Source organism: Pseudomonas sp. S3_A09, from assembly GCF_054668065.1.
This window is the reverse complement of sequence record NZ_CP162752.1, coordinates 1,429,244-1,445,465: the sequence shown is the minus strand read 5'-3', so window position 1 is coordinate 1,445,465 and position 16,222 is coordinate 1,429,244. Positions and strand designations below refer to the sequence as shown.

Below are 16,222 nucleotides of genomic sequence, written 5' to 3'. Positions count from 1 at the left end.
TTACAGAACAAAACAGCAGGTGAAGTCATGACCACAACTCAACCCCTGGAATTGCTGGCGCCCTTATCGGGTGTACTGCTGGCGCTGGACAAAGTGCCTGATCCGGTTTTTTCCAGCCGCCTGATCGGCGATGGCCTGTGCATCGACCCTACGTCACAGACGCTTTGCGCGCCGCTGGCCGGGGTGATCAGCAATATCCAGGACAGTGGGCATGCGGTCAGTGTCACTGACGACAACGGCGTCCAGGTGTTGATGCATATCGGCCTGGACACCGTGAACCTCGCGGGCCAAGGCTTCACCCGGCTGGTGCAGGAAGGCCAGCGGGTGGAGGCCGGGCAGCCGCTGATCGAATTCGATGCCGACTACGTGGCGCTCAATGCACGCAGTTTGCTGACGTTGATGCTGGTGGTCAGCGGCGAGCCATTCAGCCTGTTGGCAGACGGCCTGGTGGAAACGGGCCAGCCGCTGTTGCAGTTATCCCCAAGTGGAGCCGTCGAAGCAGTGGACGAGGAGGAGGGCGATGCGCTGTTCTCGAAGCCGCTGACCTTGCCCAACGCCAACGGTCTGCACGCGCGTCCGGCAGCGGTGTTCGCCCATGCGGCGAAGGGGTTCAACGCAAGCATTTACCTGCACAAGCAAACCCAGAGCGCCAACGCCAAGTCGCTGGTGGCGATCATGGCGTTGCAAACCGTGCAGGGCGATACCTTGCAAGTGAGCGCGGCGGGGGAGGACGCCGAGGCGGCGATCAAGGCGTTGGTGGCCTTGTTGGCTGAAGGGTGTGGCGAGGCGGTGGTGAACGTTGCCGAGCCGGTCGCAACGCAGTCGTCGGCGACCTTGCTGCGGGGCGCGTGTGCATCGCCGGGCTCGGCGTTTGGGCAAGTCGTTCAAGTGACTGATCCGGAGCTGGTCATCACGGAGCAAGGCACCGGCGGAGCAACGGAACGTGCTGCTTTGACCCGTGGCCTGCTCGCCGCCAATGAAGCGTTGCAGGTGTTGCAGGACAAGGCTGCCGGCAGCGCCCAGGCAGAGATTTTTCGCGCACATCAGGAGCTGCTCGAAGACCCGACCTTACTGGAACACGCCCACCGCCTGCTGGCTGAAGGCAAGAGTGCCGCCTTTGCCTGGAACAGTGCAACGCTCGCCACCGTCACGCTCTTCCAGGGGTTGGGCAACGCACTGATCGCCGAGCGTGCGGCAGACCTGGCGGACGTCGGCCAGCGCGTGCTGAAACTGATCCTGGGTATTCAGGACAGTGCCTGGGATTTGCCGGAGCGCGCGATCCTGATCGCCGAGCAACTGACGCCTTCGCAGACGGCCAGCCTGGATACACGCAAGGTGCTGGGATTTGTCACTGTCGCGGGTGGTGCGACCAGCCACGTCGCGATCCTCGCCCGCGCCCTGGGCCTACCGGCTATTTGCGGTGTTCCGGCCCAGGTGCTGGCGCTGGCCAACGGCAAACAGGTGCTGCTCGACGCCGACAAAGGCGAGCTGCACCTGGAGCCGAACCTGGCCGAGATCGAACAGTTGGAGGCCGCCCGCAAACACCAGGTGCTGCGCCATCAGCGCGACGTGGCGCAGGCATCTCTACCGGCCACCACCCGCGACGGCCATCACGTCGAAGTGACCGCCAACGTGGCCTCGTTGCAGGAAGTCGAGCAGGCCCTGACCCTCGGCGGCGAAGGCGTTGGCCTGTTGCGTTCGGAGTTTCTCTACCTGGACCGCAACCGCGCGCCAAGCCCCGAGGAACAAGCCGGCACCTACACCGCGATCGCCCGTGCCCTGGGCACCGAGCGCAACCTGGTGGTGCGCACCCTCGACGTCGGTGGCGACAAACCTTTGGCCTATGTGCCGATGGACGCCGAGACCAACCCCTTTCTCGGCCTGCGCGGTATCCGTTTATGCCTGGAGCGTCCGCAACTGCTGCGCGAACAATTCCGCGCGATCCTCGCCAGTGCCGGTTTTGCGCGGCTGCACATCATGTTGCCGATGGTCAGCCTGCTGTCGGAGCTGCACCTGGCACGCAAGATCCTGGAGGAGGAAGCGCTGGCACTGGGGCTCACTGAGTTGCCGAAGCTGGGCATCATGATTGAAGTGCCCTCGGCGGCGCTGATGGCGGACGTGTTCGCGCCCCATGTGGATTTCTTCTCCATCGGCACCAACGACCTGACCCAATACACCCTGGCCATGGACCGCGACCACCCGCGCCTGGCCAACCAGGCCGACAGCTTCCACCCGGCGGTGTTGCGCCTGATCGCCACCACGGTCAAGGCCGCCCATGCCCACGGCAAGTGGGTAGGCGTATGCGGCGCATTGGCCTCCGAAGCGCTGGCCGTGCCGGTGTTGATCGGGCTGGGCGTCGACGAGTTGTCAGTCAGCGTGCCGTTGATCCCCACCATCAAGGCCACTGTGCGCGAGCTGGATCTGGCTGACTGCCAGATCATCGCCCGCCAGGTGTTGGGCTTGGAAGAAGCCGCCGAAGTGCGTGAGGCCCTGCGCCAATATCACGCGGCTACTGTTGAATCCTCACCTGTCGTGGAGCACTGAGCATGTTCGAGAAATTACAGAGGGCATTCTGGAAAGCCCTGACGCCGGATTTGATTGCCGAGACCGTCACTGCGCCGAAGCAAAGTCTGTTGTCGGCCGAGGTGCTGAACGCGTTGGGTGGGGCGGATAACCTCAAGTCGCAGCAGCGCGTGGCGCTGACGCGGGTGAGGGTGCAGTTGCAGGATGTGGCGAAGATGGATGCTGCGGCGTTAAAGGCTGCGGGTGTTCCGGGGGGTATGGTGTTGGCAGATGGGGTGGTGCATCTGATCACCGGCCTCTAAGCCTAGTGGAGATCCAAATGTGGGAGCGGGCTTGCTCGCGAATGCGGTGTATCAGTCAGCCTGTGTAGCGACTGACTCACCGCTTTCGCGAGCAAGCCCGCTCCCACATTAGTCTTAGGGTGTTTGGGAGTGCGTCTTACAACTGCGGGTTATCTTCCGGCGGCTTGGTCTTATCCACACCCGGCACGTGCAGGTTGCCCTCAACCACCTGGTTACCCTCTAACTGTGGCTGCGTCACCCAGGTAAGAATGTCGTAATACCGCCGGATGTTCGCCACAAAATGCACCGGCTCACCGCCGCGCGCATAACCGTAGCGGGTCTTGCTGTACCACTGCTTCTGCGACAGGCGCGGCAGCATCTTCTTCACGTCCAGCCACTTGTTCGGGTTCAAGCCTTCGCGCTTGGCCAGCGTGCGGGCATCTTCCAGGTGGCCGGTGCCGACGTTGTAGGCGGCAAGGGCGAACCAGGTGCGATCCGGTTCGGCAATGCTGTCGTCCAGCTCGTCCTTGATCTTGGCCAGGTACTTGGCGCCGCCCATAATGCTTTGCTTGGGGTCCAGGCGGTTGGACACGCCCATCGCCTGGGCGGTGTTCTGGGTCAGCATCATCAAACCGCGTACGCCGGTCTTGGAGGTGACGGCCGGCTGCCACAGCGATTCCTGATAACCGATGGCGGCCAGCAGGCGCCAATCGACCTTTTCTGCCTTGGCATAGGCGCGGAAGTGTTTCTCGTATTTGGGCAAGCGCTGCTGCAGATGCTGGGCGAAGGTGTAGGCACCCACATAGCCGAGAACATCGACGTGCCCGTAGTAGCGGTCTTTCAGACGCTGCAACGTGCCGTTCTTTTCGACTTTATCCAGGTAGCTGTTGATTTCGTTGAGCAGGCTGTTGTCTTCCCCCGCGGCCACGGCCCAGCTCTGGTTGCTGGCGTTGCCCAGGTCGAACGCCACGCGCACGTTGGGGAAGTACACCTGGTTCATCGCCACTTCGTTGGAGTCCACCAGGGTCAGGTCGATTTGCCCTTCGTCCACCATGCGCAACAGGTCGACGACTTCAACGGCGTCGGATTCTTCGTATTCAATCGCAGGGTTCTGTTTTTTAAGCTCTGCCAGTTGTTCGGCGTGGGTGCTGCCCTTGAGCACCATGATCTTCTTGCCCACCAGGTCTGCCGCGTTGGTCGGGCGCGACTGGCCGTTGCGGTAGATGATCTGCGGGGTAACTTCCAGGTAAGGATGGGAGAAACGTACCTGGGTCTGGCGCTGTTCGCTGCTGACCAGGCCGGCCGCCGCGAGAACCGGGCCATTGGGTTTGCCCAGTTGGCCGAACAGGTCGTCGAGGTTGTCGGCGGTCTCGATCTCCAGTTTCACGCCCAGGTCATCGGCGAAGCGCTTGACCAGTTCGTATTCGAAACCGGTTTCACCGCTGCGGTCTTGGAAATAGGTCGCCGGACTGTTCCGGGTGACCACCCGCAATACGCCATCCTCCTTGATTCGCTCGAGCGTGCTGGGTTTATCAACACAGGCGCTGAGCATCAGGAAGAGTCCGGTGGCGATGAGCCATTTGGCGCATCGCGGGCGCAAAGCAGTTGGGGAGAACATCTGCGCAGTATACGCAAACGGCCCACGGCGCCATATCTCGACAGCGCGGGTCTTGTCTGCTAGCGCCGGCAAAACTGTGCTGCAGCCCGCAGAAACGGGGCTTGGCGAGGGATTGTGACGGTTAAAATAACTGCGCCGAATGCCCGGCCTGGCCCCTCGAAAGGGGTGTAATCCAGCCAACTGACGTCCGGCAGCAGCCACCGGTAGCGTTTCGGGTGCCGTTGGCGGCGGTTTACGCTAGAATGCACGGCCTCAAAGCACACCCCCTTCCCGAGGCTGTCCCGAAGATGTTGATCCTGCGCGGCGCTCCTGCCCTTTCTGCCTTTCGCCACAGCAAACTCCTTGAGCAACTGAGCCAAAAGGTTCCAGCTGTTACAGGCCTGTACGCTGAATTTGCTCACTTCGCCGACGTTACCGGCGTATTGACCGCCGACGAACAGCAAGTGCTGGCACGCCTTCTGAAGTACGGCCCAAGCGTTCCGGTTCAAGAGCCTAACGGCCGCTTGTTCCTGGTTCTGCCGCGGTTCGGCACCATCTCGCCCTGGTCGAGCAAGGCCAGCGACATCGCCCGCAACTGCGGCCTGGAGAAAATCCAGCGCCTGGAGCGGGGTATCGCTTTCTACGTCGCCGGCCAATTCAGCGATGCCGAAGCCGAGCTGATCGCCAGCAGCCTGCACGACCGCATGACCCAGATCATCGTCAGCCAGCTGGAACAGGCTGGCGGTCTGTTCAGCCACGCCGAGCCCAAGCCGCTGACCGCGATTGACGTGCTTGGCGGTGGCCGCGCCGCCCTCGAGAAGGCCAACACCGAGCTGGGCCTGGCCCTGGCCGAAGACGAGATCGACTACCTGGTCAACGCCTTCAACGGCTTGAAGCGCAACCCACACGACATCGAACTGATGATGTTCGCCCAGGCCAACTCCGAGCACTGCCGTCACAAGATCTTCAACGCCAGTTGGGACATCGACGGCGAAAGCCAGGAAAAAAGCCTGTTCGGCATGATCAAGAACACCTACGTGATGCACAGCGAAGGCGTTCTGTCGGCTTATAAGGACAACGCTTCGGTGATCGTCGGCTCCGTCGCCGGCCGTTTCTTCCCGGACCCTGAGACCCGCCAATACGGCGCGGTGCAGGAGCCGGTGCACATCCTCATGAAGGTTGAAACCCACAACCACCCGACCGCAATTGCTCCGTTCCCGGGTGCAGCCACCGGTTCCGGCGGCGAGATCCGCGACGAAGGTGCCACCGGCCGTGGCGCCAAGCCGAAAGCTGGCCTGACCGGTTTCACCGTGTCCAACCTGCAGATCCCAGGCTTCGAACAGCCATGGGAAGTGCCGTACGGCAAGCCCGACCGCATCGTCACCGCGCTGGACATCATGATCGAAGGCCCGCTGGGCGGTGCTGCGTTCAACAACGAATTCGGCCGTCCTGCCCTGACGGGTTATTTCCGTACCTTCGAACAATCGATCACCACCCCACGTGGCGATGAAGTGCGCGGTTACCACAAGCCAATCATGTTGGCTGGCGGCATGGGCAACATCCGTGAAGAACACGTCAAGAAAGGCGAGATCCTGGTCGGCTCCAAGCTGATCGTCCTCGGCGGCCCGGCGATGCTGATCGGCCTGGGCGGCGGCGCGGCTTCCTCCATGGCCACGGGTACCAGCTCGGCGGACCTGGACTTCGCTTCCGTACAGCGCGAAAACCCAGAAATGGAACGCCGCTGCCAGGAAGTCATCGACCGTTGCTGGCAGTTGGGTGACAAGAACCCGATCAGCTTCATCCACGACGTCGGTGCCGGTGGTTTGTCCAACGCCTTCCCGGAACTGGTCAACGATGGCGACCGGGGTGGCCGTTTCGAACTGCGCAACATTCCAAACGACGAGCCGGGCATGGCCCCGCACGAAATCTGGAGCAACGAATCCCAGGAGCGTTACGTTCTGGCGGTTGGTGCAGAAGACTTCGCGCGCTTCCAGGCCATCTGCGAGCGCGAGCGCTGCCCGTTCGCCGTGGTTGGCGAAGCCACTGCCGAGCCGCAGCTGACTGTGACGGATAGCCACTTCGGCAACAGCCCAGTGGACATGCCGCTCGAAGTGCTGCTGGGCAAAGCCCCGCGCATGCACCGTTCCGCGGTTCGTGAAGCCGAGCTGGGCGATGATTTCGACCCAAGCCAACTGGAACTGGCCGACAGCATCGAACGCGTGCTGCATCACCCGGCTGTGGCGAGCAAAAGCTTCCTGATCACCATTGGCGACCGCACCATCACCGGCCTGGTGGCCCGTGACCAAATGGTTGGCCCTTGGCAGGTTCCGGTGGCTGACGTTGCCGTCACCGCCACCAGCTTCGACGTTTACACCGGTGAAGCCATGGCCATGGGCGAGCGTACGCCGCTGGCCCTGCTCGACGCTCCGGCGTCGGGCCGCATGGCCATTGGTGAAACCCTCACCAACATCGCGGCTTCGCGCATCGGTAAATTGTCCGACATCAAACTGTCGGCCAACTGGATGTCCGCTGCCGGTCACCCGGGTGAAGACGCGCGCCTCTATGACACCGTCAAGGCTGTCGGCATGGAGCTGTGCCCTGAGCTGGGTATCACCATTCCGGTGGGCAAGGACTCCATGTCCATGGCCACCCGTTGGAACGAAGACGGCGTCGACAAGACGGTCACTTCGCCGCTGTCGCTGATCGTCACCGGTTTCGCACCGGTCACCGACATCCGTCAGACCCTGACCCCGCAATTGCGCATGGACAAGGGCACCACCGATCTGATCCTGATCGACCTGGGCCGTGGCCAGAACCGCATGGGCGCGTCGATCCTGGCACAGACCCATGGCAAGCTCGGCAAGCAGGCACCGGACGTCGATGACGCCGAAGACCTGAAAGCCTTCTTCGCCGTGATCCAGGGCCTGAATGCCGACGGTCACCTGTTGGCTTACCACGACCGTTCCGATGGCGGCTTGCTGACCAGCGTTGTCGAGATGGCCTTCGCCGGTCACTGCGGCCTGAACATCGTGCTCGACAGCGTTGCCGAGGATGCCTCCGAAATCAACGGTATCCTGTTCAACGAAGAGTTGGGCGCCGTGATCCAGGTTCGCCAGGACGCTACCCCGGACGTACTCGCCCAATTCAGCGCCGCTGGCCTGGACGACTGCGTGGCGGTGATCGGCCAGCCGATCAACAACGGCGAGATCAACATCTCGTTCAATGGCGACACCGTGTTTGCCGGCCAGCGCCGCTTGCTGCAACGCCAGTGGGCCGAGACCAGCTACCAGATCCAACGCCTGCGTGATAACGCCGACTGCGCCGAGCAGGAATTCGACGTGATCCTGGAAGAAGACAACCCGGGCCTGAGCACCAAGCTCAGCTTCGACGTCAATCAGGACATCGCCGCGCCTTACATCAAGAAAGGCATTCGTCCACAGGTTGCCGTACTGCGTGAGCAGGGCGTCAACGGCCAGGTGGAAATGGCGGCCGCGTTCGACCGTGCCGGCTTCAATGCGATCGACGTGCACATGAGCGACATCCTCGCCGGTCGCGTTGACCTCAATGCGTTCAAAGGCCTGGTGGCCTGCGGTGGTTTCTCCTACGGCGACGTGCTGGGTGCCGGCGAAGGCTGGGCCAAGTCGGCCCTGTTCAACAGCCGTGCCCGCGACGCGTTCCAGGGCTTCTTCGAGCGCAACGACAGCTTCACCCTGGGTGTGTGCAACGGTTGCCAGATGATGTCCAACCTCAGCGAACTGATCCCGGGCAGCGAGTTCTGGCCGCACTTTGTGCGCAACCGGTCCGAGCAGTTCGAAGCCCGTGTCGCCATGGTGCAGGTGCAGGAGTCCAACTCGATCTTCCTGCAAGGCATGGCCGGTTCGCGTATGCCAATCGCCATCGCCCACGGCGAAGGCCATGCCGAGTTCGCCAGCGAAGAAGCGTTGCTTGAAGCCGACCTGTCCGGCACCGTGGCCCTGCGCTTCGTCGACAACCACGGCAAGGTCACCGAAACCTACCCGGCCAACCCGAACGGCTCGCCGCGCGGGATCACCGGCCTTACCAGCCGCGACGGTCGCGTGACCATCATGATGCCGCACCCGGAGCGTGTATTCCGCGCCGTGCAGAACTCGTGGCGCCCGGAAGAGTGGAACGAAGACGGCGCCTGGATGCGCATGTTCCGCAACGCTCGCGTGTGGGTGAACTAAGGCCGTGTACAAGCTCAGCTTCTTCGTGCCCGACAGCCATGTGGAGACGGTGAAAACCGCCGTCTTCGCCGCTGGCGGCGGGCGCATCGGCAACTATGACAGCTGCGCCTGGCAAGTGCTGGGTCAGGGCCAATTTCGCGCGTTGGATGGCAGTCAGCCGTTTATCGGGCAGGTGGGCCAGGTTGAAGGCGTTGAAGAGTGGAAGGTTGAGCTGGTGGTGGCGGATGAGTTGATTGGGGCTGTTGTTGCTGCACTCAAGCTTAGCCATCCGTATGAGACACCGGCGTATGAGGTGTGGCAGTTGGCGGATTTTTGATTCGCACGTTGCATAAACAAGAAACCCGCTGGGCCAGTTTGGCCGGCGGGTTTTTTGTTGGCTGTGGGGGCCTATTCGACGTGCTCGCGAAGGCGTCCGCTCAGACACTTTCCTACAAACCGTTCAGGTTGTCCCTCGGAACCCATCTCCCTAGCCTCCCTGCTTTGCATTGTCTCAGTGGTGGAATGTTATGAGTCTGACGACCAGAACTGATATGCGGCTATTGCATGGCGTGATGTATCACATCACAGTCGCGCCATGATCGTTAGTTGGAAACATAAAGGCCTTCGCATCTTTATGAAACGGGCTCAACGAAAGGGATCAATGCCAACCACGTGCATCGCTTGCGCCGTGTCTTGCTGATTTTAGATAGCGCGACTCATTGGGGCGATCTGGAACTGCCAGGTGGGCGCTTCCATCGCTTGAGGGGGGATTTTGTCGACTGCTGGTCAGTGAGCATCAGTGGTAACTGGCGCATCATTTTTCGCATGTATGACGATCAAGTCGAGCGGGTCGACTATCTGGATTACCACTGAGAAGGCGTCTGTTTATGGGTATGCACAATCCTCCTCACCCAGGGGAAATACTGCTTGAGGATGTCATTCCCGGGCTGGGCATGACGATCACTGAGGTGGCTCGACGCCTGGGTTTCGCGAGGGAAACCTTTTCAAGAATTCTTCATGGGCATGCGCCTGTTAGCCCTGATCTCGCTGTACGGCTTGAGCGCGCAGGCATCAGCAAGGCCCAGATGTGGCTTTCAATGCAGAGCAGTTATGACCTGTGGCAGGCGGAGCATAGAGAACAGCCTGTTATTGAGCGGTTTGCTCGGATTGAGTAACCGAGATTAAAGAACCCGGCGTTAGCCGGGTTTTCGTTGCTCGCGAAGAGGCCTTTTCAAACGATGAAGCTTTAAGCGCTCGCCCCGATCTGCTGAGCACCGACCAACCGCTCAAGTGCCTCACCCAATCCTGTGGCCTTGTCACCAATCAACAGGTGCCAAACACCGCTTTCCAGCTGGCTCACACCTTGGCAACCCAGTGCGGTGAGATCAGCTTCAGACAACCCCGAATCATCCCCCAACTCCACCCGCAACCGGGTCATCGCCACCGCTTCCAGCTGGCGCACATTCCCTCGGCCACCCAGCGCATTCAGCCATTTCTCGGCCTCCTGAACATTCACTGCAACTGGCTTTTCCACAGGCGCAACCACTACAGGCGCTGCTGCAACAAACCCTGGCATCGCCAAGCGAATCTCATCAGCAATACTGTCCGCCATCGGCCCGACCACCACCTGCAAGCTGCCGCCGTTACCTGGTCGAACGACTGCCATGGCACCCAGCGCTTTCAGCTCCGCATCCACCGCTTTGTTACGATCAACCATGTCCAACCGTAGGCGCGTGGTGCAGGCGCCGACGCTCAGCAGATTCTCCGCACCACCCAGCGCCTGAATGTAAGCCGTGGCCCGCTGGTTATCACTCATCGCTTCAGCCTGCACCACCTGGGTATCTTCCCGGCCCGGTGTCTTCAAGTTGAAACGACGGATGCAGTAGTTGAACACGCTGTAGTAGATCAGCGCATAGGCCAGGCCGACCGGGAACACCAGCCAGCCATTGGTGGACTTGCCCCAACCCAGCACCATGTCGATAAACCCACCGGAGAAGGTAAACCCGAGGTGGATATTCAGCATGTTGGTGACCGCCATCGACAGGCCCGTCAGCACCGCGTGGATCAGGTACAGGAACGGTGCGAGGAACATGAACGCGAACTCAATCGGCTCGGTCACCCCTGTCAAAAACGAGGTCAACGCCATGGACAGGAAAATCCCGCCCATCACTTTACGGCGCTCGGGCAAGGCGTTGCGGTACATCGCCAGGCACGCGGCGGGCAGGCCGAACAGCATCACCGGGAACATGCCGGTCATGAATTGGCCGCCTTTCGGGTCACCGGCAAAATAGCGGGTGAGGTCGCCAGTGACCACGGCGCCGGTCACCGGATCGGTGAAGGTGCCGAACACAAACCACGCCATATTGTTGAGGATATGGTGCAGCCCGGTAACGATCAGCAGGCGGTTGAACACGCCAAACACAAAGGCGCCCAGGCTGCCGCTTTCCATCAGCAACACGCCAAAGCTATTGATGCCGTGCTGGATCGGCGGCCAGATCAAACCAAAGATCACGCCCAGCCCAACTGCCGAAAAGCCGGTGACAATCGGCACAAACCGTCGCCCGCCAAAGAACGCCAGATACTCCGGCAGCTTGATGTCCTTGAAGCGGTTGTACAGCCCACCCGCCATCAGGCCGCTGGCGATACCGGCGAGCATCCCCATGTTGATGGACGTGTCCATGACCTTGAGCGTGGAGACCATCACCAGGTAACCAATCGCACCGGCCAAACCGGCCGTGCCGTTGTTGTCGCGGGCAAAACCCACCGCGATGCCGATGGCGAAGATCAGCGCCAGGTTGGCGAAGATCGCCTGCCCCGCGTCGTGCATCACCGCGATGTTCAAAAGATCGGTGTCGCCCAGTCGCAGCAGGAGGCCGGCGATCGGCAGGATCGCGATCGGCAGCATCAGTGCACGGCCCAGGCGTTGCAGGCCTTCGATGAAATGTTGGTACATGGCGAGACTCCTTTTTTCTTGTTGTTGTCAGCTCAGCGGCCAGTGGTGTTGACAGGCTTGGCGAACGGCCTTGGCATTGCTCAGGTCGAGCAGGCCTTGGCTCAGTTGCCGGCATTGCGCCGCGTCCAGGTGGCGGACGCGGTCCTTGATTTCTGCGATCTGCGGCGGGCTCACCGACAGCTCGCTGACCCCCAGTCCCACCAGTACCGGCGTAGCCAACGGGTCGGAGGCGAGGGCGCCACATACGCCGACCCAACGCCCGTGTTTCGCCGCGCCTGCACAGGTCTGGGCGATCAGCCGCAGCAGCGCCGGGTGCAGGGCATCGACCCGAGCGGCGAGGCCGGCGTGGTCGCGGTCCATGGCCAGGGTGTACTGGGACAGGTCATTGGTGCCGATGGACAGGAAGTCCGCATGCTTGGCCAAGTGTTCGGCCATCAGCGCAGCGGCGGGCACTTCGATCATCACCCCCAGTTCGGGGCGCTGGGTCAGCTCCAACTCCACGCACAGCTCATCCAGGCGCTGGCGGATCTGCAGCAGCTCATCCACTTCGCTGACCATCGGCAATAGAATGCGGCAACGCTCCAGTGGAGACACTTGCAGCAGCGCGCGCAGTTGCTGGTCTAGCAGCTCCGGGCGCACCTGGGCCATGCGGATACCGCGCAGGCCCAGCACCGGGTTGGCCTCGACCGGCAGCGGCAGGTAGTCGAGTTGCTTGTCGCCGCCCACGTCGATGGTGCGGATGATCACTGACTTGTCGCCCATGGCATCCAGCACGGCTTGGTAGGCGTGGCGTTGTTCGTGCTCATCCGGTGCGGTGCGGCGGTCGACGAAGAGAAACTCGGTGCGCAGCAGGCCGACCCCATCGGCACCGTTTTCAAACGCCACCTGGGCTTCGGCGCTGGAGGCGACATTCGCGGCGACCTCGATACTCACGCCATCCGTTGTGCGCGCCGGCTCCTGGGCTTGGGCCTGTTGCTGCTGGCGCCGCAGTTTCTGCGCGTCGCGAATCTGGTGCACTTCGGCGTGACGCGCTTCGGTGGGCTCCAATTCCAGACGGCCGTTGACGGCGTCGAGTACCACGCGTTGGCCTTGGGGCACGTCGAGAACTTCGGCGCCCAACGCCACCACACAGGGCAAGCCTTTACCGCGGGCCAGAATCGCCACGTGGGATGTGGCGCCGCCTTCGGCCATGCAAATGCCGACGGCGTGTTGCGCACTCAATTGCAGCAGGTCAGACGGGGTCAGTTCATGGGCGCTGACAATCGATCCGGCGGGCAATTCGAAATGCCAGGCTTCACCGAGCAGCGCGCGCAATACGCGTTGCTGCAAATCCCGCAGATCGTTGGCACGTTCGGCAAACAACGGTTTGCCCAGGGCCAGCAACACCGCGCATTGCGCCTGGATTGCATCGCGCCAGGCATGGGTGGCTGCGCTGCCTTGTTCAATTGAACGGGTTGCGGCTTCCAGCAGATTCGGGTCTTCCAACAGAGCGAGGTGGGCGGCGAAGATGTCCTCTTCCTCGACGTTCTTGCGCTGGCGGGCATGCGCCAGAGTGCTGCGAATTTCGCTGCGTACTTGCTCCAGGGCGGTGTCCAGGTGTTGCAGTTGTTCGTCGGCAGAGTGGTTGCCGACGTCTGCCGGCAATTCGATGCCGGTCAGGCGGAACAACGGCCCGCAGACCAGGCCCGGCGCAGCACACACACCTTGCAGCACGCCGGCTTCGGTATGCGCTCGGCGTGGGGGGCAACGACAGGGACGTGGTGTTCTTCCTTGATGACGGCTGACAACGCCGCGACCAATGCCTGCAATGCGGCTTCGGCGTCTTTGCCGCGACAGGTCACGCGTACTTCGTCCCCTTCGCCAATACCCAGGCCCATCAAGCCGATCAGGCTGTCACAGGACGCCGATTTATCACCGAAATGCAGCTGTGCCTGGCTGCTGAAGTCCTGGGCGGTCTTGCGAATCAACGCTGCCGGACGCGCGTGCAAACCGCCACGATGCGTGATGCGTACGCTGGCGCTGACGTCAGCTTCCGAGTTATCCACAGCGGTTTGAACCGCTGCCGCCGAACGCGCCACGATCTGCAACAACGGCTCGCCGACCTTGACCTTTTGCCCGGCCACCGCACGCAATTCAAAGCGCTCGCCATTGGTCAGGATGATCAGGCTGACCAGGCTCTTGCACTGACGCGCAATGCGGTCCAGGTCAAACTGCACCAACGCCTGGCCCTTGCTCACCCGTGCGCCGTCCTTGACCAGCAAGGCAAAGCCTTCGCCATTCAGTTCCACCGTGTCGATGCCCACGTGCATCAGCACCTCGGCACCGTTCTCGGCGCGAATCGTCAGGGCGTGCCCGGTACGCGCGACATGGATGATCACGCCGTCACAGGGCGCGTACAGGCAATCGTTCAAGGGGTCGATAGCAATACCATCGCCCATCGCGCCGCTGGCGAACACTTCGTCGGGAACGTTGCCCAGGGTCAGCACTGGCCCGCTTAACGGTGCGCTGAGGGTCAATTCATTATTGTTGTAGGACATGGGCACGGTACTCATCAGGAAAACGCCACTCAGTGAGTGCGGGTAACTTTGCTCAGGTGGCGCGGCTGGTCAGGGTCCATGCCCCGAGCGACCGCCAGGCCTGCAGCCATGATGTAGAAACTCTGAATCGCCAGGATCGGGTCCAGGGTCGGGTGTTCGGCGCGGCTCAGGGTCAGGTCGCGCTCGGCGATATCATCCGGTGCGGCGAGCAGCACGCGGGCGCCGCGTTGACGCATGTCGGCGGCCAGGCTCAGCAAGCCGGCTTGCTCGGCGCCGCGCGGGGCGAAGACCAGCAGGGGGTAGTTGTCGCCAATCAGGGCCATCGGGCCGTGACGCACTTCGGCGCTGCTGAAGGCTTCGGCCTGGATCGCCGAGGTTTCCTTGAGCTTGAGTGCGGCTTCCTGGGCAATGGCAAAACCGGCGCCACGGCCGATGACCATCAGTTGCTGGCAGTCGCGCAGGGCCTCGATGGCAACCGTCCAATCCTGCTTGGCAGCGGCACGCAGGTCATCGGGCAGGGCGCGGCACGCTTGCAGCAACTCGGTTTCCTGATTCCAGTGGCCGATCAACTGCGCGCTGGCGCTGAGGGTGGCGATAAAGCTTTTGGTGGCGGCCACGCTCTGTTCCGGCCCGGCGCACAGCGGCACATGGAATTCGCAGGCGGCTTCCAGCGGCGAGTCTTCGGCGTTGACCAGCGAAATGCTCAGGGCACCGCGCTTGCGCAGCAGGCGCAGGCTGTTGACCAGGTCCGGGCTCTGGCCCGACTGGGAGAAGCCAAACGCGACTTGGCCGCTGACTTTCATCGGCGCTTGCAACAAGGTCACCACCGACATCGGCAACGACGCCACCGGAATGCCTACATGCTGCATGGCCAGGTAGGCGAAGTAACTCGCGGCGTGGTCCGAGCTGCCACGGGCGATGGTCATCGCCACTTGCGGCGGCTGGCGGCGCAGGCGGCCGGCGACTTCTTCCAGCAGCGGGTCCAGGCGTTGCAGTTGAGCGGCGACGGCGTCGCAGGAGGCCAGGGCCTCTTCAAGCATTTTTGAAGTCAATGGTTTCTCCTTCGACCATTACGTCGGTGAGTGTCAGGGAGCGGTCCAGGCGCACGCAGTCGGCGAAGCTGCCGGGTTGCAAGCGGCCGCGTTCTTCCAGGCCCAGGTAGTCCGCAGGAAATTGCGACAGGCGTTGTGAGGCTTCGCTGATGGGCAGGCCGATTTTCACCAGATTGCGCAGCGCCTGGTCCATGGTCAGGGTGCTGCCGGCCAGGGTGCCGTCGGCCAGGCGTACGCCGCCCAGGCATTTGGTCACGGTATGGCTGCCCAGCTTGTATTCGCCGTCGGGCATGCCGGCGGCGGCGGTGGAGTCGGTGACGCAGTACAGGCACGGGATCGAGCGCAGGGCCACACGCATGGCACCGGGGTGAACGTGGAGCAGATCCGGGATCAGTTCGGCAAATTTGGCATGAGCCAGGGCGGCGCCGACGATGCCCGGTTCGCGGTGATGCAACGGGCTCATCGCGTTATACAAATGGGTAAAGCTGGTGGCGCCGGCGGCGAGGGCGGCGACGCCTTCTTCGTAGCTGCCCAGGGTGTGGCCGATCTGCATGCGCACGCCGCGTTCGCTGAGGGCGCGGATCAGACCGTCATGGCCGGCGATCTCCGGCGCGATGGTGATCACGCGGATCGGTGCCAGGCGCAGGTAGGCTTCGACTTCGGCCATCAGTGCGGTGTGGGCGAAGTTAGGTTGGGCGCCGAGTTTTCCGGGATTGATGTAGGGCCCTTCCAGGTGTACGCCGAGTACACGGGCGCTGCCTGCAGGGCGCCGCTCGCAGAACGTGCCGAGCTGACCGAGCACGCGGGAGATTTCCTCCACCGGTGCGGTCATGGTGGTGGCCAGCAACGACGTGGTGCCAAAGCGCACGTGGGTGCGGGTGATGGTTTCGAAAGCCGCGCCGCCTTCCATGATGTCTGCGCCGCCACCGCCATGCACGTGCAGGTCGATAAAGCCCGGCAGCAGGTAGGGCAAGTCGTTTTCAGCCGGGTCGCACGGTGTGCCTTCAATCGCAATCACCTTACCGTGCTCGTGCACCAGGCGGCCGCGAATCCAGCCGTCGGGCGTGAGGATGTTGTCTTCGGACATGGGCAGTT

The 16,222-nt window shown here is 62.4% G+C and carries 9 protein-coding genes and 2 pseudogenes; 6 read left to right on the top strand and 5 right to left on the bottom strand.

Going from position 1 to position 16,222, the window contains the following annotated elements; genetic code table 11:
- Positions 1 to 27: 27 nt before the first annotated feature.
- Positions 28 to 2,544 carry a phosphoenolpyruvate--protein phosphotransferase gene (ptsP, locus tag AB4N92_RS06840; protein WP_236266859.1) on the top strand — a complete coding sequence of 839 codons (2,517 nt, stop codon included), beginning with the start codon at positions 28 to 30 and terminating at the stop codon, positions 2,542 to 2,544.
- 2 nt (positions 2,545 to 2,546) lie between these two features.
- A complete protein-coding gene (locus AB4N92_RS06835; RefSeq protein ID WP_010207949.1) occupies positions 2,547 to 2,825 on the top strand; it encodes a PTS transporter subunit EIIB in 279 nt (92 codons plus the stop codon).
- Positions 2,826 to 2,961: 136 nt separating this feature from the next.
- Here AB4N92_RS06835 and mltF read toward each other — a convergent pair whose 3' ends face one another.
- On the bottom strand, positions 2,962 to 4,422 hold the full coding sequence (gene mltF / locus AB4N92_RS06830; RefSeq protein WP_236266858.1) for a membrane-bound lytic murein transglycosylase MltF: 1,461 nt from the start codon (positions 4,420 to 4,422) through the stop codon (positions 2,962 to 2,964).
- 287 nt (positions 4,423 to 4,709) lie between these two features.
- Between mltF and purL the strand changes: the two genes are divergently transcribed.
- The 4 genes and pseudogenes from purL (at position 4,710) to AB4N92_RS06810 (ending at position 9,760) form a co-directional block, all read left to right on the top strand.
- Positions 4,710 to 8,606, top strand: coding sequence for a phosphoribosylformylglycinamidine synthase (purL, locus tag AB4N92_RS06825; protein WP_010207951.1), 3,897 nt, complete (start codon positions 4,710 to 4,712; stop codon positions 8,604 to 8,606).
- A 4-nt stretch (positions 8,607 to 8,610) separates the two neighbouring features.
- Positions 8,611 to 8,922: a YqfO family protein gene (locus AB4N92_RS06820; RefSeq protein ID WP_021492266.1), complete on the top strand. Its 312-nt coding sequence runs from the start codon at positions 8,611 to 8,613 to the stop codon at positions 8,920 to 8,922.
- Positions 8,923 to 9,180: 258 nt separating this feature from the next.
- Positions 9,181 to 9,458: pseudogene (locus tag AB4N92_RS06815) on the top strand (type II toxin-antitoxin system RelE/ParE family toxin).
- A 14-nt stretch (positions 9,459 to 9,472) separates the two neighbouring features.
- Positions 9,473 to 9,760, top strand: a complete 288-nt coding sequence (locus AB4N92_RS06810; protein ID WP_010207958.1) for a HigA family addiction module antitoxin — start codon at positions 9,473 to 9,475, stop codon at positions 9,758 to 9,760.
- A gap of 71 nt (positions 9,761 to 9,831) precedes the next feature.
- On the opposite strand, the gene nagE is transcribed toward AB4N92_RS06810, so the two are convergent.
- From nagE to nagA, 4 genes and pseudogenes are all read right to left on the bottom strand, one after another.
- Positions 9,832 to 11,538, bottom strand: a complete 1,707-nt coding sequence (gene nagE / locus AB4N92_RS06805) for an N-acetylglucosamine-specific PTS transporter subunit IIBC (RefSeq protein WP_236266857.1) — start codon at positions 11,536 to 11,538, stop codon at positions 9,832 to 9,834.
- 27 nt (positions 11,539 to 11,565) lie between these two features.
- A pseudogene (ptsP, locus tag AB4N92_RS06800) lies at positions 11,566 to 14,075 on the bottom strand (phosphoenolpyruvate--protein phosphotransferase).
- A gap of 29 nt (positions 14,076 to 14,104) precedes the next feature.
- Complete coding sequence (locus tag AB4N92_RS06795; protein WP_029529045.1) at positions 14,105 to 15,127, bottom strand: SIS domain-containing protein; 1,023 nt, start codon at positions 15,125 to 15,127, stop codon at positions 14,105 to 14,107.
- Positions 15,108 to 16,214, bottom strand: coding sequence for an N-acetylglucosamine-6-phosphate deacetylase (nagA, locus tag AB4N92_RS06790; protein WP_010207962.1), 1,107 nt, complete (start codon positions 16,212 to 16,214; stop codon positions 15,108 to 15,110). The genes AB4N92_RS06795 and nagA overlap by 20 nt, the downstream gene beginning before the upstream one ends.
- Between the last annotated feature and the right edge of the window lie 8 nt (positions 16,215 to 16,222).